Genomic DNA, 23,106 nt, shown 5'->3' with positions numbered 1-23,106 from the left:
ACGGCCACCACCGACGAGAAGTGACCCCACCCGGGAGTGGCGACGGTCCCCCTCGACCACGCCACTCCGCCGGGGTGAATCAGGCGAGACGCAGGTTGTGCCGGGCGGGCGCCTCCGCGTGCAGCGCGTCGGCGAGCAGCCGTACCGGCTCGGCCGACAGCACCGGCCGGTCGGTCGGGTCCGGAACCCGCATCGGCGGCCTGATCAGGACTGGAATGCGGAACGGTTCGACGACCGACAACCGGGTCATGCCGATACGGTAGCTGCCGGGCTCGTCGTCGATCAGAGCTGACCCTGCGGGCCACTGTTGCTCCAGGTGCAGGATCCGCACCTGGTAGCCACCAGGTCCCAGCGCGAACGGCAGCTGCCACACAGGGTAATCCGCGTCCGCCGTCCCCCATCGGACCGGTCCCGCATCGGGTTCGAGGGGGCGGAACTCGCCGATTATCAGCCCAGCACCGGCCGGACCCCACCGTCCCGCCGGCCGGTATCCGGGTGACCGGCCACCGATCAGCAACCCGTCCAGGCGACGCGCGAGATGCCGGAACCGCTCCGGGGGCAGGCCGACCAGCCGGCGGAATTGCGTGGTGAACGTGCCCACGCTGGTATAACCGACGGCAGAACTGATCATTGCGACGCTCGATCGGGAACGCATGAGCAGGCGCCGCGCCTTGGCCATGCGCAACGCGGCCAGGAACCGGGCGGGGGTCTCGCCGGTAGTCGCCCGAAAAACCCGGTGGAAGTGAAATGGGCTGAATGACGCGGTGCGCGCCAGATCAGCAAGCCGTAGCGGCGCGCAGAGATCGTCGCGCATCTGGGCGATCGCACGTCTGACAGCGTCGACATTGTAGCGGGATTCCGGCACTTTGATCGAAGCAGGCATAGGTAGTCCTCGCTGGAGAGATCCACGGGCTTCCGTGCCGAGTCTGCAATCACACACTTGAATTGCTCTTGATTTTCATATAGCGAATTGCCTTCGGATCGCCATCACGTTCCGCATCACCGAGGCCCCTGCACCGCACCGTGACAGAGCAATCTCAGAGAACGCCGCGACGACGAACTCCGCGAGGATGGATTGGTCGCCACCTGTGGCACCACCACGGGCGAGCCCATTTCTCGCCACCACGAATCACTTCGCACAGTTGCTTCTGGAGAGTCATGCCTGCTGCGTGGTTGTCATTACGTCGCCGACTCCTGACCCCCGCCAACCGCGAGACAGAACTCGCACGGCGCGGATTCCGGATCAAGGATCCGGCGGCGCGCGCCGTGCTGGAGACGGCAGGACGCACATTTCTGGAAGGATTCGGCAACGCCGCCGGCACTGCGACGCCCGATGCGGCCCACACGGAACTGGAACGGATCCAGCATCCGCTCAGAGGGTTCGGCTACGAAGGCGCAGCTATGGCCTACGCCCTCATGGCCGGGCTCGGCATCGGCGGTGGACTACCGGCATTTCTCACCGGTCCGGCGCAGCGGCACACGTACATGGCGCACGTCGGCGCGGGGTGGGCGATGGCACGGCTGCCTCGCCTCCGCTGGCATCGCGTCACCCCGCACGACCCCCTGCTGCGCTGGCTCGCGCTCGATGGATACGGGTTTCACCAGGCCTACTTCCACACCGGACGGTACGTACACCAGCAATACCGGGAGCCGCCCGGATTCTGGCCCGCGCCGTGGCACGGCGACTATCCCGGACACGTGGTCGATCAGGGGATCGGGCGTGCCCTGTGGTTTGTCGAAGGCGCCGATCCGGCCGCCGTCACCACCACGATCGAACGCTTCCCCGCCGACCGCCGCCCGGATCTGTACAGCGGCGCGGGACTGGCGGCGACCTACGCGGCGGGGGCGACCCTCGAGGAACTCGCCGCGTTCCGGGACCGCGCCGGCGAGCACCGGCCGGCCGTCGCCCAGGGATCCGCTTTCGCCGCCAAGGCACGCGTGCTCGCCGGCAACCCAACGGAAGCCACTGCGCAGGCCACCGGTGTGCTCTGCGGCATGACACCGGGCGAAGCAGCCGCCGTCACCGACGAGGCCCTGCAGGCCCTGCAGCCCGGCGGCGCCCGGCCCACCTTCGCGCAGTGGCGGGATCGGATCTCCCACCGGTTCGCACCCTCAGGAAGGTACTGACGATGGCATGGACACGGAACCTGCTCCGCCGGCAGGCCGCGGGGGCCATAGCGCTACTGCTGATCCTCGGGATGTACCTGGTGGCGTACACACCGCAGGCATCGGCTGCCGACCGCCGGGATGCGGCCCAGCGCTACCACTTCGACCCGCTGTCGATCGCCCTGCCCGGCGGCTATCCACAACAGACGATCCGTAAGGTGAACGGCAAATATGCCGGGATCTCGGCCTGGATCTCCTCCGTGGGTGCTGCCATCGCGATGAACGACATCGACGGTGACGGCCTGGCCAACGACCTCTGCGTGACGGACGTGCGGACCGACCGGGTGTTCATCACGCCTGTACCCGGGTTCAAGGAAAGCCGCTACCCGGCCTTCGCCCTCGACCCGGGACGACTGCCGATGAATCCCGCCGTCGCACCGATGGGATGCGTGCCGGGCGACTACAACGAGGACGGCCGCATGGACCTCCTCGTGTACTGGTGGGGCCGGACACCTGTGCTGTTCCTGGCCCGGTCCGGGGCAACCACGACGGGTCCCGGCGCGTACCAGCCGACCGAGGTCGTCACGCCCAGGACCGCTCCCGACGGGACGTACGCCGGTGCCAAATGGAACACCAACTCCGTATCGGTGGCCGACTTCGACGGCGACGGCCACGAGGACATCTACATCGGCAACTACTTCCCGGACAGCCCCGTGCTCGACGACACGCTCGACGGCGGCGTGGCGATGAACCTGTCCATGTCCGACGCGCACAACGGCGGTGCGGACCATATCCTGCTGCACAAAGGAGCGGCGGGCAGCACCGCGTACGCCGACCAGGGCGCCGTGATGCCCACCAGGCTGTCCCGGGGGTGGACCCTCGCCTCCACCGCTACCGACCTCGACGGCGACCTGCTCCCCGAGCTCTACATCGCGAACGACTTCGGCCCCGACGGGCTCCTGGTGAACCGTTCCACCCCCGGCCACGTGGTCTTCACCCCCGTCTCCGGCGATGACAGCCGGGCGGTGACACCCAAGTCGAAGCGGCTGGGCCACGACTCGTTCAAGGGCATGGGCGTGGACGTCGCCGACCTCGACGCGGACGGTCTCTACGACCTGTACGTCGGCAACATCACCACCTCGTTCGGTATCCAGGAGAGCAACTTCGCCTTCATCAACACCGCCGCGGACAATGCCGAACTGCGGCGGAAGCTACGCGGTGGAGCTGCACCTTTCCACGACCGCAGTTCAGAGCTGAACCTGGCGTGGAGCGGGTGGAGCTGGGACGTCAAGGTCGCCGACTTCACGAACAGCGGTGTGCCGGACATCGTCCAGACCGCCGGGTTCGTCAAGGGCACGGTGAATCGCTGGGCCCAGTTGCAGGAACTCGCCACCGCGAACGACACGCTGTTGTCGAACCCGACGTTCTGGCCGCACGTCCAGCCGGGCGACGACATCGCGGGTGGTCAGCACCTGTTGTTCCACGCCCGCATGCCCGACGGCCGTTACGCCGACCTGAGCCCCGGGCTAGGGCTCGACATTCCCGTGCCGACCCGCGGGATCGCCATCGGGGACGCCGACGGTGATGGCCGGCTCGATATGGCAGTCGCCCGGCAATGGGACACACCCGTCTTCTACCACAACAGTAGTCCCGGCACGGGCGCGTTCCTCGGACTGCGGCTCCGCCACGACGCGACCGCCGGTGCGACCGGCTCGCCGGCCGTGGGCGCCGAGGTCACGGTAACCACGCCGGACGGACGCAAGCTGCTGGGCCGCGTCGACGGCGGCAGCGGGCACTCCGGCAAACGGTCGTTCGACGTCGTCGTCGGACTCGGCCAGGTGACCGCGCCGGTCACCGCGGACCTCGCCTGGCGCGACCGGGACGGAACGGCCCACAGCCAGAAGCTGACGCTCACACCGGGCTGGCACGACCTGTCGCTCGGCACCCAGGCTCGGGAGGAGCACTCATGAGCAGCACCGCCCCACGTGACCCAAGAGTCATCGCGCTCCGCAACTTCGCCATTTCCATCAGCGTTCTGAACATCTTCGGGTACGCGGTACTCGGCTTCGAACAGGCCCCGGTCTGGCCGGTGGTGGCGCTGCTGGTCGCGTACACCCTGGAATGCGGTCTGGAAGTCATCGGAGCCCGCGCCGAGCAACGACCGCCGCGGTTCGCGGGCCGCGGCCTGCGCGGTTATGTCGAGTTCCTCTATCCCGCCCACATCACCGCGCTCGCGGTCAACATGCTGCTCTACACCAACGACCGGATTCTCGTGACGCTGTTCGGCGTCGTGGTCGCGATCAGCGGGAAATGGCTGCTGCGCGTGCCGGTCAAAGGCCGGCTGCGGCACTTCATGAACCCTTCGAACTTCGGCATCACCACGGTCCTGCTGCTGTTCCCATGGGTGTCGATCGCGCCGCCGTACGAATTCACCGAATACCTGCACGGCTGGCTCGACTGGCTGGTGCCGGCCATCATCGTCACCTTCGGCACCATGCTCAACGGCATGCTGACCAAGCGGCTGTGGCTGATCGGTGGATGGCTGGCCGTCTTCGCGCTGCAGGCGGTGTTCCGCGGCCTGGTCCTGGACACCTCGATCCCCGCCGCGCTCGCGACCATGACCGGCGTCGCATTCGTCCTGTTCACCAACTACATGATCACAGACCCCGGCACCACACCGGCGCGGCCGGCGGCGCAGGTGGCGTTCGGCGGCGCAGTGGCCCTCGTGTACGGCGTACTGACCGGCATGTCGGTCGTCTACGGCCTGTTCTTCGCCACCACCATCACCTGCCTCGGCCGCGGTGTCTTCCTGTGGGTCGTGCACGTGATGGCGGCCCGCAGGGAAGCCGAACAGCGGACCGTGGCCACGTCCAACGGTAGGGCGCCGGTGTACGCGGCAGCCGACGGCGACACCCCCCAGCGCGAGGCGGTCCGGGCGTGACAGGTTCCCTCGGCCCGATGCGGGACGGTGAGCGCAACGACATCGCCATCGTCGGTATGGCCTGCCGGTATCCGGAGGCGGCGACTCCTCGGGTCCTCTGGGAGAACGCCCTCACCGGACGCCGCGCCTTCCGCCGAATCCCCCCGGAACGGCTCAGCCTCGACGACTACTGGTCATCCGATCCGGACGACATGGACCGCATGTACGCCCGCCACGCCGCCCTGATCGACGGATATGCGTTCGACCGGGTGGCGTTCAGCGTCGCCGGCAGCACCTACCGGTCAACCGATCCCGCACACTGGCTGGCGCTCGACGTCGCGAGCCAGGCGCTTGCCGACGCCGGGTTCCCCGACGGCGCCGGACTGCCTCGCCGGCGTACCTCCGTGATCGTCGGCAACACGCTGACCGGGGACATGAGCCGGGCGAATGTCATGCGGCTCCGCTGGCCGTACGTACGCCGGGTCGTCGGGGCCGCGCTGCGCGACGTCTGGCCGGACGATCGGGTCGGCGCCTTTCTCGCGACCCTGGAGGAACGTTACAAAGAACCGTTCGCGCCGCTGGACGAGGACACTCTGCCGGGCTCGTTGTCCAACACCATCGCCGGGCGCATCTGCAACCACTTCGACCTCGGCGGCGGCGGCTATACGGTGGACGGTGCCTGCGCGTCCTCCCTGCTCTCGGTCATCACCGCCTGCCGCGACCTGGCAAGCGGTGATTCCGACGTCGCGGTGGCGGGCGGTGTCGACCTGTCCATCGACCCGTTCGAACTGATCGGCTTCGCGCGGGCCGGTGCGCTCGCCCGCCGCGAGATGCGGGTGTACGACACGTCGGCGAACGGTTTCTGGCCCGGCGAAGGCTGCGGCATGCTCGTGCTGATGCGCCACCGCGACGCAGTGGCGGCCGGCCGGCGCGTGTACGCGGTCATCGCCGGGTGGGGCGTCTCCTCCGACGGTCGCGGCGGCATGACCCGCCCCGAGGCCGACGGATACCGCCGTGCGCTGGACCGCGCCTACCAGCGCGCCGGGTTCGGCATCGAGACAGTGCCGGTCTTCGAGGGACACGGTACCGGGACGCAGGTCGGCGACGACACCGAGCTCCGCGCGCTCGCCCGGGCGCGCCGTGCGGGCGGCGGCCCAGGTCTCCCCGGAGCCGCTGTCAGCTCGGTGAAGGCACAGATCGGCCACACCAAGGCGGCTGCCGGCGTGGCCGGTCTGATCAAGGCGACCCTCGCAGTGCACGACCGGCTGGTCCCGCCGGCGATCGGCGTACGCGACCCCCACCCCGAGACCACGACGGACGGTGCGGTCCTGCGCCTGCCCCGGACCGCCGAGCCGTGGCCGCGGGACGCCGAGGCACGTGCCGGTGTCACCGCGATGGGCTTCGGCGGGATCAACACCCACGTGGTCGTCAGCGGTGTGCCGGCTACCCCTGCGGCGAGCCGTTTCCCGCAACTCGCCCGGGCCGTGCAGGACCACGAGCTGATCATGGTCGACGCCGGCAGCCGGGAGGAGCTGCGCGAGCGGGTTGCGCAGTTGCGCGACCTGGTACCACGGTTGTCGTACAGCCAGGTGGCCGATCTGGCCGCGACGCTGCGTGACGCTGTCACCGAACGGCGGTACCGGCTCGCGGTCGTGGCCGGGTCGCCCGACGAGCTGGCGAACCGGCTGGGCCGGGCGGCGGATGCTCTCGACGAGGGCGCACCGGCCGACGGCACCCTCGCGGGGCTCGAGGTCGCCGATGGGGTCTTCCTGCACCGCGCCGGCTCCGCGCCGCGCATCGGCCTGTTGTTCCCGGGGCAGGGTTCCGGCCGTGGCGACGTAGGAGGCGCGCTGCGCCGCAGGTTCGCCGCCGCCGACCGGGTGTGGCAGGCCGCACCCGCCGTCGCCACCCGCGGGATAGCCACCGAGCACGCTCAGCCGAGCATCGTGACCAGTTCGCTGGCCGGGTTGCGGGTCCTCGACGACCTCGGCATCCGGGCCGAGGTGGCAACCGGGCACAGTCTCGGAGAGCTGACCGCGTTGCACTGGGCCGGCGCGTTGGACCTGCCGGCGGTGCTCGGCCTCGCCACCGCGCGGGGCGCGGCGATGAGCCGGTGCCCTGAACCGGGCGCGATGGCGTCCGTGGCCGCGGCCCCGGGCACGGTGCAGGTTCTGATCGGTACGGAACCGGTGGTAGTGGCAGGCTTCAACGGCCCGCGACAGACCGTCGTCTCCGGGCCGGCCGACGCCGTGCACCGCGTCGGTGAGATCGCGACCCGGCGCGGGGTCGGCTGGGTCCCCCTGCCCGTGTCGCACGCCTTCCACTCGCCGCTGATGCTCTCAGCTGCGGACGACTTCGGCGACGCGCTCGCCCGGGTGCGGTGGCAGCCGCTGCTGCGGGACATGATCTCCACCGTCAGCGGTGCCCGGACCTCCCCCGGCACGGATCTCAGCCGGCTGCTGATCCAGCAGCTCACCATGCCGGTGCGGTTCACCGACGCGCTCGCCGCGACGGTGTCCCGCGCCGACCTGCTCATCGAGGTCGGTCCCGGCCGGGTACTCAACGGCCTGGCCGCAGGTCAGTGCGAAGTCCCGGTGTTCAGCATGGACACCGACGGCGAGTCCCTGGCCGGCCTGCTGGCGGTGGTGGGTGCGGTGTGGGTGGCCGGCACACCGGTACGCCATCAGATGCTGTTCGCGGACCGGCCGGTGCGGCCGTTCGACGCCGGGGCGAGCATGACGTTCCTGACAAGCCCGTGCGAGACCGTACCGGACCTGCCGGCCACCGCAGTCGCGGACCCGCCCGACGGGGAACGACAGGATGACGCCCCGCTCGCGACCGGGCCGCGCATCGACGGTCAAGCCACGGTCGACGTGCTCCGCCGGCTTGTGGCGGACCGTGCCGAGCTGCCTCTCGATCTGATCCGGGACGAGACCCGGTTGCTCGACGAGCTCCATCTGAGCTCCATAGCGGTCGGCCAGCTCGTCAACCAGGCGGCGGCCGAGCTGGGGCTGGCCGCGGTCAGCGCACCGACCACCTTCGCCACTGCCACGATCGGTCAGCTCGCCGATGCGCTGCGCGAGTTGTCCCAGGCCGGTGACTCGGCACCAGGCGGCGGTCCGGTGCCCGGATACGCCGATTGGGTACGCCCCTTCGTCGTCGACTGGATGCCGCAGCCCCGCCCCGCGCCGGCGTCCGAGCGGATGGCCGGATCGTGGAACCTGCACGCGCTGCCGGGACACCCGTTCGCCACCGCCCTCGCCGAGGCGCTGACGCAGGCCGGTCTGGGTACCGGGGTCCTGCTCTGCCTGCCGCCGGACTGCACCGAGTCGGACCTTCCGATGGCTCTGGCCGCGCTCCGCGAAGCCGTGACGCAGCCCGGTGGCAGCCGGCTGGTCGTGGTCCAGTCGGGGCGGGGGGCCGGCGCCCTCGTCCGGACCGCGCGGCTGGAAGCCCCGCAACTACTCACCACCCTCGTCGATCTGATCCCGGCGGAGCCCGGCGAGCTAATCGCGGACATCGTGGCCGAGGTCGCGGTGACCACCGGCTTCCACGAGGTCCGGCTGGGGCCCGACCGGGAGCGGCGGGTCCCGGTGCTGCGCCGGATGCCGGCCGGGCGGCGCACGAACCAGGGCCGGCTCGGCGCCACCGACGTGCTGCTGGTCAGCGGTGGCGGCAAGGGCATCACCGCGGAGTGTGCGCTGGCGCTGGCCGGCGACACCGGGGCGCGGGTGGCGATCTTCGGGCGATCGGCGATCGGCGAGGACGCCGAACTGGCGCAGAACCTGGCCCGGTTCCGCGCCGCGGGAGTGACCGTCACCTACGTACGCGCCGATGTCTCGGACCCCGAAGCAGTGCGGGCCGGAGTCAGGGCCGTCGAGTCGACGTTCGGACCGGTGACGGCTGTTCTGCACGGCGCCGGGTGGAACGAGCCGGCACCGCTGGCCATGGTCGACGGCGCGATGGTGGGCCGGGCACTGGCGCCGAAGGTGCACGGGCTGCAGCGGGTGCTCGCGGCGGTGGATCCGCGGCGGCTGCGGCTGCTGGTGACGTTCGGCAGCATCATCGGCCGGGCCGGACTGCACGGCGAGGCCCACTACGCGCTGGCCAACGACTGGCTCGCCGAGCTGACCGCGGAGTTCGGGCGCCGTCACCCCGGATGCCGGGCGGTCTGCCTGGAGTGGTCGGTCTGGTCGGGCGTGGGCATGGGTGAGCGCCTGTCGGTGGTGGAACACCTGGCTCGCGCCGGGATCACGCCGATCGCCCCGGACGACGGGGTCCGGGTGCTCCGCGACGTGCTGGCCGTGCAGACCCCGCCGGCCGTGGTGGTCACCGGGCGTACCGACAATCTGGAGACGCTGCGCCGCGAGCAGGTACAACTTCCCGTCCTGCGGTTCCTCGAACGCCCGATGGTGCACTACCCGGGTATCGAGCTGGTCGCGGAGTCGGACCTCAGTGAGTCCGCCGACCCCTATCTGTGCGACCACGTCGTCGACGGCGACATGCTGTTCCCTGCCGTGCTGGGGCTGGAGGCGATGGCCCAGGCCGCGATCGCCGTATCCGGGTTCAACAGCGTGCCGATCATCGAGAACGCGGTGTTCGCGCGGGCGCTGGTGGTGCCCCGGGGACGCGCCGTGGTGGTACGCGCCGTCGCGCTCATGACCGGCGACCGCGTCGAGGTGGAGTTGCGCAGCAGCGAGAGCGGGTTCGGCGCAGCGCACTTCCGGGCCACGTTCAGGTTCCGTCCCACGGAGCCGTTCGACGAGGACCCCCGCTCCGGTCTGAGTCACCTCGCGCCGGTGCTGCTGGACCCGGCCCGGGACATGTACGGCGAGGTGCTGTTCCAGGGCGGCCGTTTCCAGCGGTTGCTGTCCTACCGGCGGGTCACCGCGCGGGGAGCAGAGGGCGAGGTAGCCACCACGGACGACGCCGGCTGGTTCAGCCAGTTCCTGCCGGCCGAACTCATCCTCGGTGATCCGGGTGCACGGGACGCGTTCCTGCACGGGCTGCAGGTCTGCGTACCGGACGCGATCCTGCTGCCCGTCGGTGTGGACAGCATCGAGACGACGGGCGGCAAACTCGACGCCGCGTCCGTCCTGGAGCTGTCCGCCGTCGAGCGTGAGCACGACGGGCAGACCTACTGCTACGACGTGACCGTACGCACGCCTGAGGGAACCGTGGTGGAACGGATGACGGGCCTGCGGCTGCGGGCGGTGGGCCGGCGCGACAGCCGTGCACCATGGGCCCCCGCACTGCTGGGGCCGCACGTGCAACGGCAGCTTCCAGGGCGTCGGGCGGACGACGTCACAGTCGTGGTGGAGCCGCACGAGCCCGGCCCCCCGGGGGAGCGCCGACGGATCAGCGCCGACGCGGTGGCCCGGGCCGTGGGCGTTCCCACCGTGCTTCGGCACCGCCCCGACGGCCGGCCCGAGATCGACGGGCCCGCGGGCGTCTCGGCGGCCCACGAGAGCACGCTGAGCATGGTGGTGACCGGGCCGGAGCCTGTGGCGTGTGACCTGCAGTTCGTGCAGCACCGCGAGGAGCCGGACTGGCATGGCTTGCTGCCCGGCTACCTCGCCGTGGCGGAGTCGGTACGCGCCGCGGACGAGAACGCCGACACGGCGTTCACCCGCGTCTGGTGTGCCGCCGAATGCCTCATCAAGGCGGGACGCCCGCCGGGTGCTCCGCTGGTGCTGGCTCCGGAACACAGCGACGGGCACCGGGTGGTGCTGCGCAGCGGCAACCTGCTGATCACCACGTACGCAGCGCGGCTGCGGACCGGCGCCGAGCCCGTCGTCCTGGCGGTTCTGACTGGAGAGGACACCGCGTGAAACGGCACTACCGCTACCTGCATGTTGTGGGTTTCGAGGAGACAAACCTGGTCGGGAACGTCTACTACGTCAACTATCTGCGCTGGCAGGGGCGGTGCCGGGAGATGTTCCTGCACGACCGGGCGCCGGAGGTGCTGGCCGACCTGAGCACCGGCCTCAAATTGTTCACCCTCCAGGTGAGCTGCGAATTCGTGGCCGAACTCACCGCGTTCGACGAGGTGGCGATCGACATGAGCCTCGTCGAACTCACCCAGACCCAGCTGGAACTGAGCTTCGAGTACCTGCTGGTGTCCGAGGGCCACGACCGGCTCGTGGCCCGCGGCCGGCAGCGCATCGCGTGCATGCGCGCCGCCGAGGGCCGCGGGACCGAGCCGGTCCGGGTCCCGGAGCCGCTGGTACGGGCCCTCGCGCCCTACCGCGCCGAAGCGTACGCCACCCACGGATGACCGAAGAACCCCTGGAGGATGTGATGACAGCTCATACCGGCGTCGAGCGGCCACCGAGTCTTCTCACCCGGATCAACACCGTGCACCATAGGGCAGCACTCAACCTCTTCATGCTCGTCGTGGTGGCGCACTGGGCCGAGCATGTCGTGCAGGCGGTGCAGATCTGGGTACTCCACTGGCCCCGCCCGCAGGCTCGGGGCCTGCTCGGCATACCGTTCCCCTGGTTGATCTCGTCGGAATGGCTGCACTACGGCTATGCGCTGGTCATGCTGGCCGGCCTGGTGCTGCTGCGGCGCGGGTTCACCGGACGGGCGCGGACCTGGTGGAACATCGCCCTCGGTATCCAGGTCTGGCATCACTTCGAGCATCTGCTGCTTCTGCTGCAGGCACTGACCGGGACGTACCTGGCGGGCCGCGCCGTACCCACCAGTCTGCTGCAACTCGTCCTGCCCCGGGTCGAACTGCATCTGTTCTACAACGCGGTGGTCTTCGTACCCATGGTGGTCGCGATGTACCTGCACCTGCATCCGAATCGCACCGAATTCCCGGCGATGGACTGTAGTTGCCGCGAGGTGGCCCATGCCCGTTGAGGGACGGCGCCGCCAGGTGGCAGCGATGGCTGTCGCCGGCGGCGCCGTGCTCATAGCGTTGCTGGTGACGCGGTCCGGGACGCAGGATCCTGGGCGCCTGCTCGGTGGGACGCCCGCCGACGGTGACCGGCTGGTGCAGGCACCGGCCGCAGTGGAACTCACGTTCTCAGGGCCGGTCGATCCCGCGCAGGCGCACCTCGTGGTGCGGCAGGACGCAGCCGGTCAGCCGGCATCGCAGGAATCGCCGCGAGTGGACGGGGCAGTGGTACGGGGTACGGTCCCGGCCCGCGGGAACGGCACGTACCGGATCGGATACCACGTGGTGCTCCGCAGCGGCCAGGTGGTCACCGGGGTGACGGCCTTCACGGTCGGGACCGGGTCCGCACCGGTCCCGCGCGGGCCGGACCGGGCGGATGTCGCGGCGCACGACCATCTCGGGTCGGGACCGGGCAGCGTCCTGGTGCTCGCGGCCGGCGGCCTGCTCGCGCTGCTGGTCCTGCCGTTGGTGTTCCGCCGCCGGGTCCGCTGAGCTGAGGGGTGGAACTGCCCGGGTGATCAATGCCCGGTGCCGTCATCCGCCATGTCCCGGGGGCTCTGATCGGCAAGTCGTCGCAGGGCTGCGATGAGCCCGTCGCCGACGATGGACGCCACGGCCCGATGGGCACCCGTGTCCGCCGGCCTCACGTCGTCGCACAACGCCCGGTCGGCGGTCACACTGGCCACAGCAGCCTCGGCGTAACAATCGAGCAGCTCATCGGTGATGTTGAGATCCATCTCCCACAGTGCCCGGATGACGTCCGCGACCGCGTGCCGGGCCGGGACGTCGGCACCGGCATTCCAGCCCCACCGCTTGATCATCGCGTCGGTGGTGCTCAGCGCGGCCGCCAGCATCGGCGGATCGGGCGGCGTGCCGAGGGCCGGCGGCAGCGACGCCGATCCCAGGGCCGCCGGCATGTCGGGGCGCGGCCGGTCCAGTTCCGCCAGGAGCCGGCTGACCTCGGCGACCGAGAGTCCTCCGATGCTCAGCAGTATCCGGACCAGCCGCAACCGCTGCACGTGCAGGTCCGCGTACCGGGCCTGGTTCGCGTTGGTCCGCTCCCCGGCGGGCAGCAGTCCCGCACGCAGGTAGTACTTGATGGTCGGCACCGGCACGCCGGTCCGGCGGCTGAGTTCAGCGATCTTCATGGACGGTCCCCGGGGCGGCGCCGGAGGGTCACCGGGGGGTATAGCCGACGCTGCCCAGCGACTCGCCGATGGCGGTGTAGTGGTTCGGATCCTCGGGTGCCCACGCGCCAAGACCGTCCACGTAGCGGTTGTACATGCACATGATGGCCGCGGTGAGTACGGTGTCGTGCAGGGTGCGCTCGTCGGCGCCCGCCTGCCGGGCCCGGTCCATCAGCGCCGGCGTGACGCAGGTGCCGCCCTGGGCGACGGCATCGGCGATCGCGAGCAGTGCGGCCAGCTTCTCGCCGGCCGCCTGCGTGCCCTCCGGCCCGCCGATCCGGTCGATCAGCCCGGGGTCCGGCAGCAGGAACCGGGCGGTGGCACGGTGGCTCTCCGTGCAGAACAAGGACTCATTGCGCTCCGAGACGTAGGACGCGATCAGTTCGCGCTCACCGGCGGTGAGCGGCGACGGGCCCCGCAGTACGGCTTCGGCAAGCATGAACAGCGGGCCCGCGGTGTCGGGGTATTGCTGAGCCAGGGCGATCAGCCCAGGCACCTGTTCGGGAAGGCTGATGTGCGACACGACGACATCGACTCCTCGCCAGTCGGGGGAATGTGACCATCGTGGCGGGTGCCCGATGCCCCGGCTACTCGCAGCTTGCGCAATCACCGGCGCGACGATCACCGCAAGATAGAAGAACGCGCGACGGGACGGCCACGACAGGATCGAGTCATGACCGGCACCCCGGATGTCAAGACGATCAAGGACCAGCAGCGCGCGCTCTGGGATGCCATCGCTGACGGCTGGATCTCCAGCATGGACATCTTCGAACGCGGCGCGGCCACGGTCACCGGGGAACTGTTGCGCCTGGCCGCGGTGCACCCGGGCCAGCGGGTGCTCGACATCGCCACCGGGCTCGGGGAGCCCGCGCTGTCGGCGGCCCGGCGGGTGGGTCCCGAGGGGCATGTCGTCGCCACCGACATCTCCCCGGCCATGCTCGCCGCGGCCCGCCGGCGCTGCGCTGGTGCGGGCATCGACTTCCGGCCGGCTGACGTGGAGTCGCCCGGTCTGCCCGAGCAGCCCTTTGACGTCGTGCTCAGCCGTTTCGGGTTGATGTTCGCGGTGGATCCGGTCGCGGCGCTGCGGGCGGCGTACCGGCTGCTGGTTCCCGGCGGGGTGCTGGCCGCAGCGGTGTGGAGCGGGCCCGGGAGCGTGCCCATGATGAGCGTCGGCTACGCGAGCGTCGCAGGACTGCTGACCCTGCCTGCCCCGGCGCCCGGCACACCGGGGCCTTACAGCCTGGCCGATCCCGGCACGCTGGCCGGTCATCTCACGGCGGCCGGGTTCGGTGGTGTCACCGTCACCGAGTGCACCGTGCCCTTCCGGCTGCGCGACGCCGACGAGTACGTCCGGTTCACCCGCGACACGCTGCCACCGGCGGTCGCCGCGGCCGTCACCGACGCGTACGGCGCCGACGACGGGCAGGTCTGGGCGGAGGTTCGGGCCGCCGCCGAACGCGCTGCCGCAGGGGACAACGGGTCGCTGGAAATGCCGTCGACCGCATGGTGCGTGCGCGGGGTCAGGCCCGAGTGAACGCCCCAGAACCCGTCGTCCGTGACTACCTGCAGCTCGGCCTGCGGATGGGACGTCTGGTCGACGGCTATGTCGACTGCTACTTCGGCGAACCGGCACCGGCACGTCAGGTCGCCGATGAGCCACGACCTCACCCCGGCGAGCTCGCCGCGGAGGCCCGGCGGCTGCTGCGTGAGCTGGACGCCGGAGCGCTGGAGCCGGACCGGAGCCGCTTCCTGGCCGGCCAATTACGGGCGGTGGAGTGCTGCGCGCGCCGGCTGGACGGTGCGGAACTGCCGTTCGTGGCGGAACTCGAGGCGTGCTTCGACGTGACCGTGGAACTCGGTGAGACCGACCGCTACGCGGAGGTGCACGACGCGATGGCCGCATTGCTCCCCGGTGCGGCGCCCCTGGCCGAGCGGCTGGACGCGTTCCGGGCCCGGGACAGCGCCGCACGCGATCGCCTGGGCGAGGCCGTCGGGCTGGTGGCTGCGGAGTTGCGTACGCGAGCCCGCGCCGCGTTCCCCCTTCCGGAAGCCGAGGGCACCGAGTTCACCGTGGTCACTGATGCGCCGTGGAACGCCTTCAACGACTACCGGGGGGATTTCCGTTCCCACGTCAGCCTGAACGCCGCCGGTGCGCACGGGTTGTCGGCCGTGCCCATCCTCGCCACCCATGAGGCCTATCCGGGTCATCACACCGAACGGTGTGTCAAAGAGGCGCATCTGGTACGCGTGCTGGGCCAGGCGGAGCACAGCATCACCCTGGTGAACACGCCGCAGTGCCTGATCGCGGAGGGCACCGCCGAGCAGGCACTGGAAATTCTGCTGGATGACCAGTGGGGTGCGTGGAACACCCGGTTGCTGGCCGGGATCGGGATCGACATCGACGGGGTCACCGGGGCCAGGCTGTGGGAGCTGACCCGCTCGTTGCTGGGTGTGCGGCAGGACGCGGCGCTGCTGCTGCACGCCCACGGCGCCGGCGAGGACGACGTGGTGGCGTACCTCCGGCGCTGGATGCTACTGGACGAGGTGCAGGCACGGCATACCGTGCGGTTCCTGACGCACCCGCTGTGGCGGGCGTACACCACCACGTACGCGGAGGGTTCGCGGCTGGTCGGGGCCTGGCTCGCCGTCGCACCACCGGGCACGGCGCGGCTGCGGCGTTACGGTCGGCTGCTCAGCGAGCCGCTGCTGCCCACGCAGCTACGGCAGGAGTTGACCGGTGCCCGGCCTGACGGCCGGGGCACCGGGTCAGGTCAGCCGCGGTCGCGACCGGCGTAACCGTTCTCCGCATACCACTCGCCGCGTCCACCGGGGAGCAGATCGAGCACGTTCCACACCGGAGACAGCAGGTCGATGGCACGCTGGGACCCGTCGACGAAGTTCGCCGGCAGCGAGTGGACGTGGCGGATCGCCGTGGTGCCCGGGTCCCGGGTGAAAACACTGATCATCGGTCGCTGATCACCGTTGGGGTGTTCGGCGCGCAGATCGGCGTTGAACGTCGTGCCGTGGCTGGAGAGCAGACGCAGGCCGTCCCACCCTCGTTTGGCGGCCCAGTCCAGCAGCTTTGCCTGCGGCGCCTTCGCAACGACCGCGAACCCGGCGTGCTGGGCGAGATGATGACTGACGCCGTGGAAGCCGTCGACCCACATGGAGCACATCGGGCAGGCGGCGTCGGCGTCGGGATGGAACATGAGGTGGTAGATCACGAGAGTGTCATGGTCACCGAACAATTGGGAGATTCTGGTCTGCCGCTGCGGATCGCCCTCGGTGAGGATGTAGTCCTCGATGACGGCGCCGGGCGGCAGCGCCCTGCGGGCGGCAGCGACGTTCTCGATCTCGTCGCGCAGCCGCCGCTCCGCCGCGGCCAGGTCCATCCGGGCGCGGATGTAGTCGTCGCTGGCGCCGTCCGGCCACATCGGCAGGAAGACACCCTCGGTGTCAGCCATGCCGGACTCAGGAATGCTTACCGTCGGGGAACCGGTCGGCCACGATCCGCACGACGATCCCGTGATCGAGGTATGCCTTGAACGCCGCGAGCGCCTGGGTGAAGCCGCCCATCGACCCCAGTGCCCACGCCACGACGTCGTCGCCGGTGTCGCCGCCGAAGCCGCTTTCCTTGATCTCGACGTATGTCGCGTCATCACCCTTCGGGGTGAACGTGACGGTGAACGTCGTGGACGCGGGGCGCTCGCCCCACTCGATCACCAGCTTGGCGTTCTTGTCGAACTCGTGCACCCGCACCGGCGTGGAAACGCCGTAGAACGACCAGGTCCACTGTACTTCCGCACCGGGCTCGAGCGGGCCCGTGCTGTCGGTGAACCAGAATTTCGTGGTGATCTCGGGATTGACGAAAGCTTCAAAAACCTCGTCCACCGGTTTGCGCATCAGCATTCCGGTCTCCACGACCGGTGCATTCTCAAGCTTCATCGCCTCTGGCGACATCGCCACCATCTCCACCATTGGAGGGACAAATCGACGGGTGCGACCCTACCACGGCGACCCGGGCCGCGGCTGATCGCCGAAGCGCGCTTGTTCGCCATTTAACTATATGATATTTTAGTAAACCCTGGGCGCAAGCGCGGCTTGTCCGCGAGTTCCGCGCCGAGCGGATCGGTGCGCTCACGAAGAACCCTCGAACGGGGGACGTCGGCAAATGACGGACACACTTCTCACACCCGCTCTCGCACCCGGAGCGCGCCCTCTCCTCGGGCACGGCCTGGCCATGAAGAAGAACCCGGGCGATCTCCTGATCGGGCTGCAGTCGGGCGACCCGGTCACCATGATCCGCCTCGGTCGCACCCCGATGTACGTCATCAACACTGCTGACCTGATGCGCGCGGTCATGCGGCAACCCGAGATCTTCGGCCGGGGCGGCCCGATCGCCGAACGCTTCCGGACGATGTTCGGCAACGGCCTGGGCATCTCGGAGGGAGAGTTCCACCGGCGGCAACGAGCAATCATCCAGCCGGCGTTCCACCGGCGCCGGATCGAGCACTACTGCACCATCATGGGCGACCTGACCGAGCAGCGGATCCGTTCCTGGCAGGACGGCCAGGTCGTCCGGCTCGACCAGGAGTTGGACGAGCTGGCCCTGGCCAACGTCACGCAGGTCATCTTCAGCCCGGAGACGGCCTTCGACCGGCCCGCGTTCCTCGCCGCCACCTCGGAGGTACTGAGCGGGCTGTTCGGCCGGATGACGGACGCCACCGGACTGCTCAGCCGTCTGCCCACACCGTCGAACCGCCGGTTCGAGGCCGCGGCAACACACCTGCGTGACACCATCGGCAGCGTCATCGATTCCTATCGGACCGCCGGCGAGGACCGTAAAGACCTGCTGTCCATGATGGTGTTCGCCACGGATGAGCACGGTCGCCCGGCCATGACCGACGAGCAACTGCACGACGAGGTCATCACGTTCTTCATCGCGGGTAGCAACACCGTCGCCAACACGTTGTGCTGGACGCTGCACGAGCTCAACCAGCATCCCGATGTGGAGAAGCGGCTGTACGAGGAGCTCGACACGGTGCTGGGCGGACGGCCCGCGGGATACTTCGATGTCCGCCGGCTCGACTACACCCGGCGGACGCTGACCGAGACATTACGAGTCCGCACCCAAGGCTTCTTCCAGAGCCGCGTGACCACGCGCGAGACAAGCCTCGGCGGATACCGCATCCCGGCGGGTGCGTCCGTGCTCTACAGCTTCCACGCCCTCAACCACAATCCGGCCATCCATCGCGAGCCGGAGCGCTTCGACCCCGACCGCTGGCTGCCGGAGCGCGCGAGCCAGATACCGCGTGGCGCCTTCATACCTTTCGGCACGGGTGTCCACGGCTGCATCGGTGAGCAGTTCGCGTGGGCCGAAATGATCATCGTGCTGGCGGCGATGACCGGACGGTGGCGGTTCACCGCGCTCCCCGGCCACACGCCGCGGCCCAAGCCTGCACTGACCATGCCGGTGGACTCGTTGCCGATGGTGCCGCATCGCCGCGCAGGCTGGTGACCGGTCACGAGGCGACGACCCGGCACGGTGGCCCCGGGACCCGTACGGGTCCCGGGGCCACCGTCGAACGTTGTTACAGATCACCGGCGATGTAGTTGCCCCGGGCCTCCGGGTCCTCGCTCAGGTAGAAGTCGCGGGCGGCGGCGACGTACTCGTCGAACGTCACGTAGCCGTCCTCGTCGGTGTCCAGGACGCCGAACGCGTCGGCGGTCTCCTGCTCGCTCATGCCACCGCGAATCTGCGCCGCCATCATCTCCGCGGCATTGATCTTGCCGTCCTCGTCCTTGTCGGCCGCCGAGAAGACCGCCATGCTGTACGGGATCGCGTCACGCTCCACAAACTCGGCGAACTCCGGCTTGGTGCCCCAGGTCAGCCAGTCGTCGAGGGTGACGCGCTTGATGCCCTCGGCGTCGACCGACCCGGCCATGCCCCGGAACATCTGCTGCCCCTGGCCGTGAATCCTGCGCCAGGCCGGCGAGCGGGGCGGCAGGTCGTAGGTGTCGCACCAGATCTGCGACAGTGCGGTGACATCCAGCTCGTCGATCACCCTGTCCTGATCGACATCGATGGACCCGTAGGACTTCTCGAGCTTGCGCCGCCGCAGGTCACTGATCTCCATCCGAACCTCCCAGACGTGAAGTTGCGTCCTCGCGCTCCGGCGTGGACGTGGCGATGAGCCAGACGAGTGGAAGCAGCACCAGCACCGCGATCATCGAGCCGATGAGGACCGTGTGCCACCCGTCGGTGAACAACTGGTCGACCACGCGCGATACGGCCGCGGTCAGCGTGTCCGGCAGTCCGCCAGGGTTGGCGCCCTGGGCGATCTCCTCCACCCCGTCGTGGAGCCGCTCGGTGGTCACCCCGTCGAGTCCGGCCCGGGCCGCCTGGGTGTTCAGGTCGTGTTCGACGGCGAAGGCCATCGCCGTGCCGACCGCGGCAACGCCCAGTGCCGGCCCCAGACTGCCCATGGTCTCCGCAATGCCGGAGGCCACCCCCGCCTGTTCCGCGGGAGCACTGCTCACCACCGCCTCGGTGGCGACCGGAACGATGAAGCTCATGCTCAACCCGATGATGACCAGCACTGGCCAGAGCGAGGAATACCCGGAGTCGATCGACAGCCGGGACAACGCGAAGAAACTGACCCCCGACAGTGCCACCCCGATGGCGAGTGGCAGCCGCGCCCCGAATTTCTGGTTCAGCACCCCGCTGAACGGGGCGCCGAAGATCCCCGCTGCGGCGATCGGCAGCAGATCGACGCCGGTGCGCAGCGGGGATGCGTTCTGGACGTTCTGCAGGAACAACGACAGATAGAACCAGACAGCGAACAGCAGTCCGCCGGCGACCAGGATGAGCAGGTTGCCGACAATGAAGGCACGCGGCCGGAACAGCGCCGGTGGCAGCAGCGGGTGCGTTGCCGCCCGTTCGCGGGCCACCAGCAGGACACCGAGGATGACTGCCACCGCGAACGAGGTCAGCGGCACCGCGCCCGTCCAACCTTCGGTGGCGACCTGGTTGATGCCCAGCACGAACGCGGCGAGCGCAGGTGCGAGCAGCAGGACGCCGGGAATGTCGAGGCCGCGACGGGCACCGACCGCAGGGGTGGGCCGGATCAGCAGCAGCGCGAGCACGAACGTCACCGTGCCGGCGATGACGTTGATGAAGAACGCCCAGCGCCAGCCGGCGTACTCCACGACGACGCCGCCGAGAGCCGGGCCACCCGCCGAGGAGAGTGCGAACGTGCCGACGAATACACCGATAGCGATCTTCATCCGGTCCGGCGGGAACGTGAGCCGGATGATGGCCAGCGCGGACGGCACCAGGGCGCCACCGCAGATCCCCTGCACGATACGCCAGGCGATCAGCGTACCGATCCCTCCGGACAGCCCGACCAGCACGGAACTCACCACGAAGCCGATGATCCCGACCAGGAACACCCGCCGGTGGCCGTACCGGTCGCCGAGCATGCCGGCGGCCACCAGGCTGGCCGCATAGCCCAGCATGTACCCGGTGGTGATCCATAACAGCTGGTGCAGCCCGGTGTTCAGCTCCCTGCTGATCGTCGGGCTGGCCACACTGACCACCATGGCGTCGACGCCGTGCATCATCGCCGACAACGAGAGCGCCATGAGGCCGAGCCACATACGCGGTGTCACCCGCTGCGACTCGTCACCTGCCGCAGTGGGGCCGCCCGCCGGTCCGGATGGCGTAGTCTGCGATCTTGTCTGCCCGGTCATGATCCCTTTCCGCCGGCGAGCGTCGAGCTCACTCGGGCTTGTCCGCTGAGATGATCTGGAAGCCGATCTTGTGCTGGTAGATGGGCAGCATCCGCCGCATGGCCTGTTCCTGCATGGCCACCTTGTCGCCGAGCGTGGCCGAGAGATCGTCACGGATCCGGTCGAGGCGATCGAAGTAGGCGGGGTACGAGCGGCGGACGTTCTCGCTGCCGTCGATGACGTCGCCGATCACGAATCCGCTGGCGGCGATGGTGGCCCGCAGCTCATCGCTCGGCAACGGCGGCTCCATGCCCTGGGCGAGCAGGATCTGCCGATCCTCGTCGGTGAGCGGTGTCCGGGCGTAGAAGTCGACGATCACGACCTGTCCGCCGGGACGCAACACGCGGAACATCTCGTCGAGCCACCGACTCCGGTCCTCGGCGTGCTGCAACGACTGGAACGCAAGCACGGCGTCGAAGGAGGCGTCGGGATACTTGAGGGCGTTGGCGTCGCCGAACTCGATCGTCACATGGGCACGCACGCCGTGCTGCTTGACGCGGAGCTGGGCCTCCTCGACCTGCCACTCGCTGTTGGCGATGCCGACCACGTCCGCGTCGTACATGTGGGCGGCACGGATCGCCGGCACGCCGACACCGCACCCGATGTCGAGCAGACGGTCGCGGGGGCCCAGGCGTAGCTGGGAGACGACCAGGTCGGTGCACCGGTTGATCGCCTCGAGCATCGGTGAGTGGTCATCGGGCCCGGTCCAGTACCCGACATGCATGCTGCCGCCCTGGATCTCGATCAGCTCGGCCATCCAGTTGAAGACCTTGCCGACGTACTCGGAGCGGGGCGTCTCTGTCGTGGACATCGCTTTCTCCTCGTGGGATGCGTCGTCAGAACAGCTCGGTGAGCCGCGCGGCAACCTCGGCCGGCGCGGGTAGTGCCGAAATCTCGGCGCGCAACCCGGCAGCTGCCGCGCGCAGATCGTCGTCCGCGAGCAACGCCTTGATCTGCGTCGCGTCCGGGAAGTCAGGCAGGACCTGTGCGGCGCCCCGCCCGCGGACGATCTCGGCGTTGAGCACCCGTTGCGGTCCGGCCGGCACAATGAGCTGCGGCACCCCCAGAGCGGCGCAGGTGAGCGTCGTCCCGTCCCCGCCGTGATGAATGACCCCGGCGCAGGTGGGCAGCACGGTGTGCAGCGGCAGCCAGCCGGTCACCCGGACGTTGGCCGGCAGGCCGGCCGGCGGGCCGGTGTCCGCGGTACCCAGAGTGACCACGAACTCCGCGTCCACGTCCGCAGCCACCCGGACGATACGTTCCAGGAGTTCGGGCGCCTCGGAACCGGGCAGCAGCGATCCGGCCGAGACGACCACACGTGGCCGGTCGCCGCGCCGCCAGGCCCAGGCGGGCACCGCAGCGCCGCCGTTGTAGGGCACGAACCGCATGGCGATGCCGGGCGGGGGCTCCTCGTCGGCGAGGATGCCAGGGGCGACCGCGATCGTCTGCACGTGCTCCGGCACACGGGCACCGTGGCGGCGGAACGCGACTCCCGCGGGCAGCTCGCGCACCAGGCCGGGGGCGAAACGAACGATCCCGACATCGAATGAGATCACCGGCACCTGGTGCAGCGCTGCCGCCAGCAGCCCGACAGCGAAGACGGAGTCCGAGACGATGAGGTCCGGTGAGAACCGCGCGGCCACCTCGAGATGCACGTCCACGTAGCGGTCCCAGACGGCGACGATGAACGGTTTACGCCGTGCCATGTCCGCGGCCGGATCGCCCTCGAAGGGCAGGAACAGCTCCGGCGCGTCGGTGACGAAGCTCGACAGCATCTGCTGCGAGGTGACACCGGGCAGGGCGTCGAGCACGGGAATACCCGCCCGGGCCACGCTCACGCCGTCGCCTGCCGTGGCGAACGCGACCTCGTGCCCGGCGGCACGGCAGGCCCAGGCCAGCGGGACCATGGGATACGCGTGCCCGACAGCCGGTGCGGGCACGAAGAGAATGCGCATGGGTAGTCCCCCGTCGACAGGACCGCAATCGGCCTACTCCACAGTGGCCGACCACTCATCGAATTTAGTCGATCTACACTGACTATTGGTTAGCGTAGCAGAGAAGATGCCGGAGCCACTCTCGCGGATTGCGGCGCGCGACCCCTGGAATGCCGGGCAAATGCCACTACAGGACACATTCGACGGCCCCGGATGACATCTTGCCACGCTGCATGCATCGGCATATCTTTATGAAGTTTAGCG

At 69.6% G+C, this 23,106-nt stretch carries 19 protein-coding genes; 10 read left to right on the top strand and 9 right to left on the bottom strand.

The genetic code is table 11. The features are described from left to right. Positions 1-79: 79 nt before the first annotated feature. Positions 80-883 (bottom strand): helix-turn-helix domain-containing protein, encoded by an 804-nt coding sequence (locus tag Ahu01nite_RS38120; protein ID WP_203841596.1) that lies wholly within the window; start codon positions 881-883, stop codon positions 80-82. A gap of 275 nt (positions 884-1,158) precedes the next feature. On the opposite strand from Ahu01nite_RS38120, the gene Ahu01nite_RS38115 reads away from it, so the two are divergent. The 7 genes from Ahu01nite_RS38115 to Ahu01nite_RS38085 are packed head-to-tail and all read left to right on the top strand — an operon-like array spanning position 1,159 to position 12,422. Then, a complete protein-coding gene (locus tag Ahu01nite_RS38115; protein WP_203841595.1) occupies positions 1,159-2,127 on the top strand; it encodes a DUF1702 family protein in 969 nt (322 codons plus the stop codon). 2 nt (positions 2,128-2,129) lie between these two features. Beyond that, the gene (locus Ahu01nite_RS38110; RefSeq protein WP_203841594.1) at positions 2,130-4,076 is read left to right on the top strand and encodes a CRTAC1 family protein; all 1,947 of its coding nucleotides are present in this window, start codon (positions 2,130-2,132) and stop codon (positions 4,074-4,076) included. Then, positions 4,073-5,047 (top strand): enediyne biosynthesis protein, encoded by a 975-nt coding sequence (locus tag Ahu01nite_RS38105; protein ID WP_239159475.1) that lies wholly within the window; start codon positions 4,073-4,075, stop codon positions 5,045-5,047. The genes Ahu01nite_RS38110 and Ahu01nite_RS38105 overlap by 4 nt, the downstream gene beginning before the upstream one ends. A 17-nt stretch (positions 5,048-5,064) precedes the next feature. After that, complete coding sequence (locus tag Ahu01nite_RS38100; protein ID WP_203841602.1) at positions 5,065-10,857, top strand: type I polyketide synthase; 5,793 nt, start codon at positions 5,065-5,067, stop codon at positions 10,855-10,857. Continuing rightward, positions 10,854-11,303, top strand: a complete 450-nt coding sequence (locus Ahu01nite_RS38095; protein WP_203841593.1) for an acyl-CoA thioesterase — start codon at positions 10,854-10,856, stop codon at positions 11,301-11,303. Before Ahu01nite_RS38100 ends, Ahu01nite_RS38095 begins: the two co-directional genes overlap by 4 nt. Beyond that, entirely contained in the window at positions 11,300-11,893 is a 594-nt protein-coding gene (locus Ahu01nite_RS38090; RefSeq protein ID WP_239159474.1) for a hypothetical protein, read from the top strand. The genes Ahu01nite_RS38095 and Ahu01nite_RS38090 overlap by 4 nt, the downstream gene beginning before the upstream one ends. Continuing rightward, positions 11,883-12,422: a copper resistance CopC family protein gene (locus tag Ahu01nite_RS38085; protein ID WP_203841592.1), complete on the top strand. Its 540-nt coding sequence runs from the start codon at positions 11,883-11,885 to the stop codon at positions 12,420-12,422. Before Ahu01nite_RS38090 ends, Ahu01nite_RS38085 begins: the two co-directional genes overlap by 11 nt. A 26-nt stretch (positions 12,423-12,448) precedes the next feature. Here Ahu01nite_RS38085 and Ahu01nite_RS38080 read toward each other — a convergent pair whose 3' ends face one another. Both Ahu01nite_RS38080 and Ahu01nite_RS38075 read right to left on the bottom strand, forming a co-directional pair. Then, a complete protein-coding gene (locus tag Ahu01nite_RS38080; RefSeq protein ID WP_203841591.1) occupies positions 12,449-13,078 on the bottom strand; it encodes a MerR family transcriptional regulator in 630 nt (209 codons plus the stop codon). A 28-nt stretch (positions 13,079-13,106) separates the two neighbouring features. After that, entirely contained in the window at positions 13,107-13,640 is a 534-nt protein-coding gene (locus Ahu01nite_RS38075; protein ID WP_203841590.1) for a carboxymuconolactone decarboxylase family protein, read from the bottom strand. Positions 13,641-13,790: 150 nt separating this feature from the next. Between Ahu01nite_RS38075 and Ahu01nite_RS38070 the strand changes: the two genes are divergently transcribed. Both Ahu01nite_RS38070 and Ahu01nite_RS38065 read left to right on the top strand, forming a co-directional pair. Then, positions 13,791-14,651: a class I SAM-dependent methyltransferase gene (locus Ahu01nite_RS38070; RefSeq protein WP_203841589.1), complete on the top strand. Its 861-nt coding sequence runs from the start codon at positions 13,791-13,793 to the stop codon at positions 14,649-14,651. Then, positions 14,648-15,913: a DUF885 domain-containing protein gene (locus tag Ahu01nite_RS38065; RefSeq protein WP_239159473.1), complete on the top strand. Its 1,266-nt coding sequence runs from the start codon at positions 14,648-14,650 to the stop codon at positions 15,911-15,913. The genes Ahu01nite_RS38070 and Ahu01nite_RS38065 overlap by 4 nt, the downstream gene beginning before the upstream one ends. Here Ahu01nite_RS38065 and Ahu01nite_RS38060 read toward each other — a convergent pair. Next, positions 15,889-16,581 (bottom strand): DUF899 family protein, encoded by a 693-nt coding sequence (locus tag Ahu01nite_RS38060; protein WP_203841588.1) that lies wholly within the window; start codon positions 16,579-16,581, stop codon positions 15,889-15,891. The genes Ahu01nite_RS38065 and Ahu01nite_RS38060 overlap by 25 nt on opposite strands. A 7-nt stretch (positions 16,582-16,588) precedes the next feature. Further along, complete coding sequence (locus Ahu01nite_RS38055) at positions 16,589-17,062, bottom strand: SRPBCC family protein (protein ID WP_239159472.1); 474 nt, start codon at positions 17,060-17,062, stop codon at positions 16,589-16,591. Positions 17,063-17,288: 226 nt separating this feature from the next. Here Ahu01nite_RS38055 and Ahu01nite_RS38050 point away from each other — a divergent pair, with 226 nt between their 5' ends. Continuing rightward, the gene (locus tag Ahu01nite_RS38050) at positions 17,289-18,635 is read left to right on the top strand and encodes a cytochrome P450 (protein WP_203841587.1); all 1,347 of its coding nucleotides are present in this window, start codon (positions 17,289-17,291) and stop codon (positions 18,633-18,635) included. Between the two features lie 73 nt (positions 18,636-18,708). Here Ahu01nite_RS38050 and Ahu01nite_RS38045 read toward each other — a convergent pair whose 3' ends face one another. The 4 genes from Ahu01nite_RS38045 to Ahu01nite_RS38030 all read right to left on the bottom strand — a co-directional run bounded on the left by Ahu01nite_RS38045 (position 18,709) and on the right by Ahu01nite_RS38030 (position 22,863). Further along, the gene (locus Ahu01nite_RS38045) at positions 18,709-19,254 is read right to left on the bottom strand and encodes an EF-hand domain-containing protein (protein ID WP_203841586.1); all 546 of its coding nucleotides are present in this window, start codon (positions 19,252-19,254) and stop codon (positions 18,709-18,711) included. Next, positions 19,241-20,788: an MFS transporter gene (locus tag Ahu01nite_RS38040; RefSeq protein ID WP_203841585.1), complete on the bottom strand. Its 1,548-nt coding sequence runs from the start codon at positions 20,786-20,788 to the stop codon at positions 19,241-19,243. Before Ahu01nite_RS38040 ends, Ahu01nite_RS38045 begins: the two co-directional genes overlap by 14 nt. 109 nt (positions 20,789-20,897) lie before the next feature. Further along, entirely contained in the window at positions 20,898-21,719 is an 822-nt protein-coding gene (locus tag Ahu01nite_RS38035; RefSeq protein ID WP_203841584.1) for an SAM-dependent methyltransferase, read from the bottom strand. 25 nt (positions 21,720-21,744) lie between these two features. Further along, positions 21,745-22,863 (bottom strand): glycosyltransferase, encoded by a 1,119-nt coding sequence (locus tag Ahu01nite_RS38030; RefSeq protein ID WP_203841583.1) that lies wholly within the window; start codon positions 22,861-22,863, stop codon positions 21,745-21,747. Positions 22,864-23,106: the final 243 nt, after the last annotated feature.

Source organism: Winogradskya humida (genome assembly GCF_016862215.1).
Taxonomy (GTDB): Bacteria; Actinomycetota; Actinomycetes; order Mycobacteriales; family Micromonosporaceae; genus Actinoplanes; species Actinoplanes humidus.
This window is presented reverse-complemented; position numbering and strand designations above follow the sequence as displayed.

What these genes read in the sequence shown, in the direction of transcription:
- Ahu01nite_RS38100 (WP_203841602.1), top strand. Translation starts at nt 5,065, where the DNA reads ATGCGGGACGGTGAGCGCAACGACATCGCCATCGTCGGTATGGCCTGC.
- Ahu01nite_RS38050 (WP_203841587.1), top strand. Translation starts at nt 17,289, where the DNA reads ATGACGGACACACTTCTCACACCCGCTCTCGCACCCGGAGCGCGCCCT.
- Ahu01nite_RS38110 (WP_203841594.1), top strand. Translation starts at nt 2,130, where the DNA reads ATGGCATGGACACGGAACCTGCTCCGCCGGCAGGCCGCGGGGGCCATA.
- Ahu01nite_RS38030 (WP_203841583.1), bottom strand. Translation starts at nt 22,863, where the DNA reads ATGCGCATTCTCTTCGTGCCCGCACCGGCTGTCGGGCACGCGTATCCC.
- Ahu01nite_RS38055 (WP_239159472.1), bottom strand. Translation starts at nt 17,062, where the DNA reads ATGAAGCTTGAGAATGCACCGGTCGTGGAGACCGGAATGCTGATGCGC.
- Ahu01nite_RS38105 (WP_239159475.1), top strand. Translation starts at nt 4,073, where the DNA reads ATGAGCAGCACCGCCCCACGTGACCCAAGAGTCATCGCGCTCCGCAAC.
- Ahu01nite_RS38090 (WP_239159474.1), top strand. Translation starts at nt 11,300, where the DNA reads ATGACCGAAGAACCCCTGGAGGATGTGATGACAGCTCATACCGGCGTC.
- Ahu01nite_RS38045 (WP_203841586.1), bottom strand. Translation starts at nt 19,254, where the DNA reads ATGGAGATCAGTGACCTGCGGCGGCGCAAGCTCGAGAAGTCCTACGGG.
- Ahu01nite_RS38035 (WP_203841584.1), bottom strand. Translation starts at nt 21,719, where the DNA reads ATGTCCACGACAGAGACGCCCCGCTCCGAGTACGTCGGCAAGGTCTTC.
- Ahu01nite_RS38070 (WP_203841589.1), top strand. Translation starts at nt 13,791, where the DNA reads ATGACCGGCACCCCGGATGTCAAGACGATCAAGGACCAGCAGCGCGCG.
- Ahu01nite_RS38085 (WP_203841592.1), top strand. Translation starts at nt 11,883, where the DNA reads ATGCCCGTTGAGGGACGGCGCCGCCAGGTGGCAGCGATGGCTGTCGCC.
- Ahu01nite_RS38060 (WP_203841588.1), bottom strand. Translation starts at nt 16,581, where the DNA reads ATGGCTGACACCGAGGGTGTCTTCCTGCCGATGTGGCCGGACGGCGCC.
- Ahu01nite_RS38080 (WP_203841591.1), bottom strand. Translation starts at nt 13,078, where the DNA reads ATGAAGATCGCTGAACTCAGCCGCCGGACCGGCGTGCCGGTGCCGACC.
- Ahu01nite_RS38115 (WP_203841595.1), top strand. Translation starts at nt 1,159, where the DNA reads ATGCCTGCTGCGTGGTTGTCATTACGTCGCCGACTCCTGACCCCCGCC.
- Ahu01nite_RS38120 (WP_203841596.1), bottom strand. Translation starts at nt 883, where the DNA reads ATGCCTGCTTCGATCAAAGTGCCGGAATCCCGCTACAATGTCGACGCT.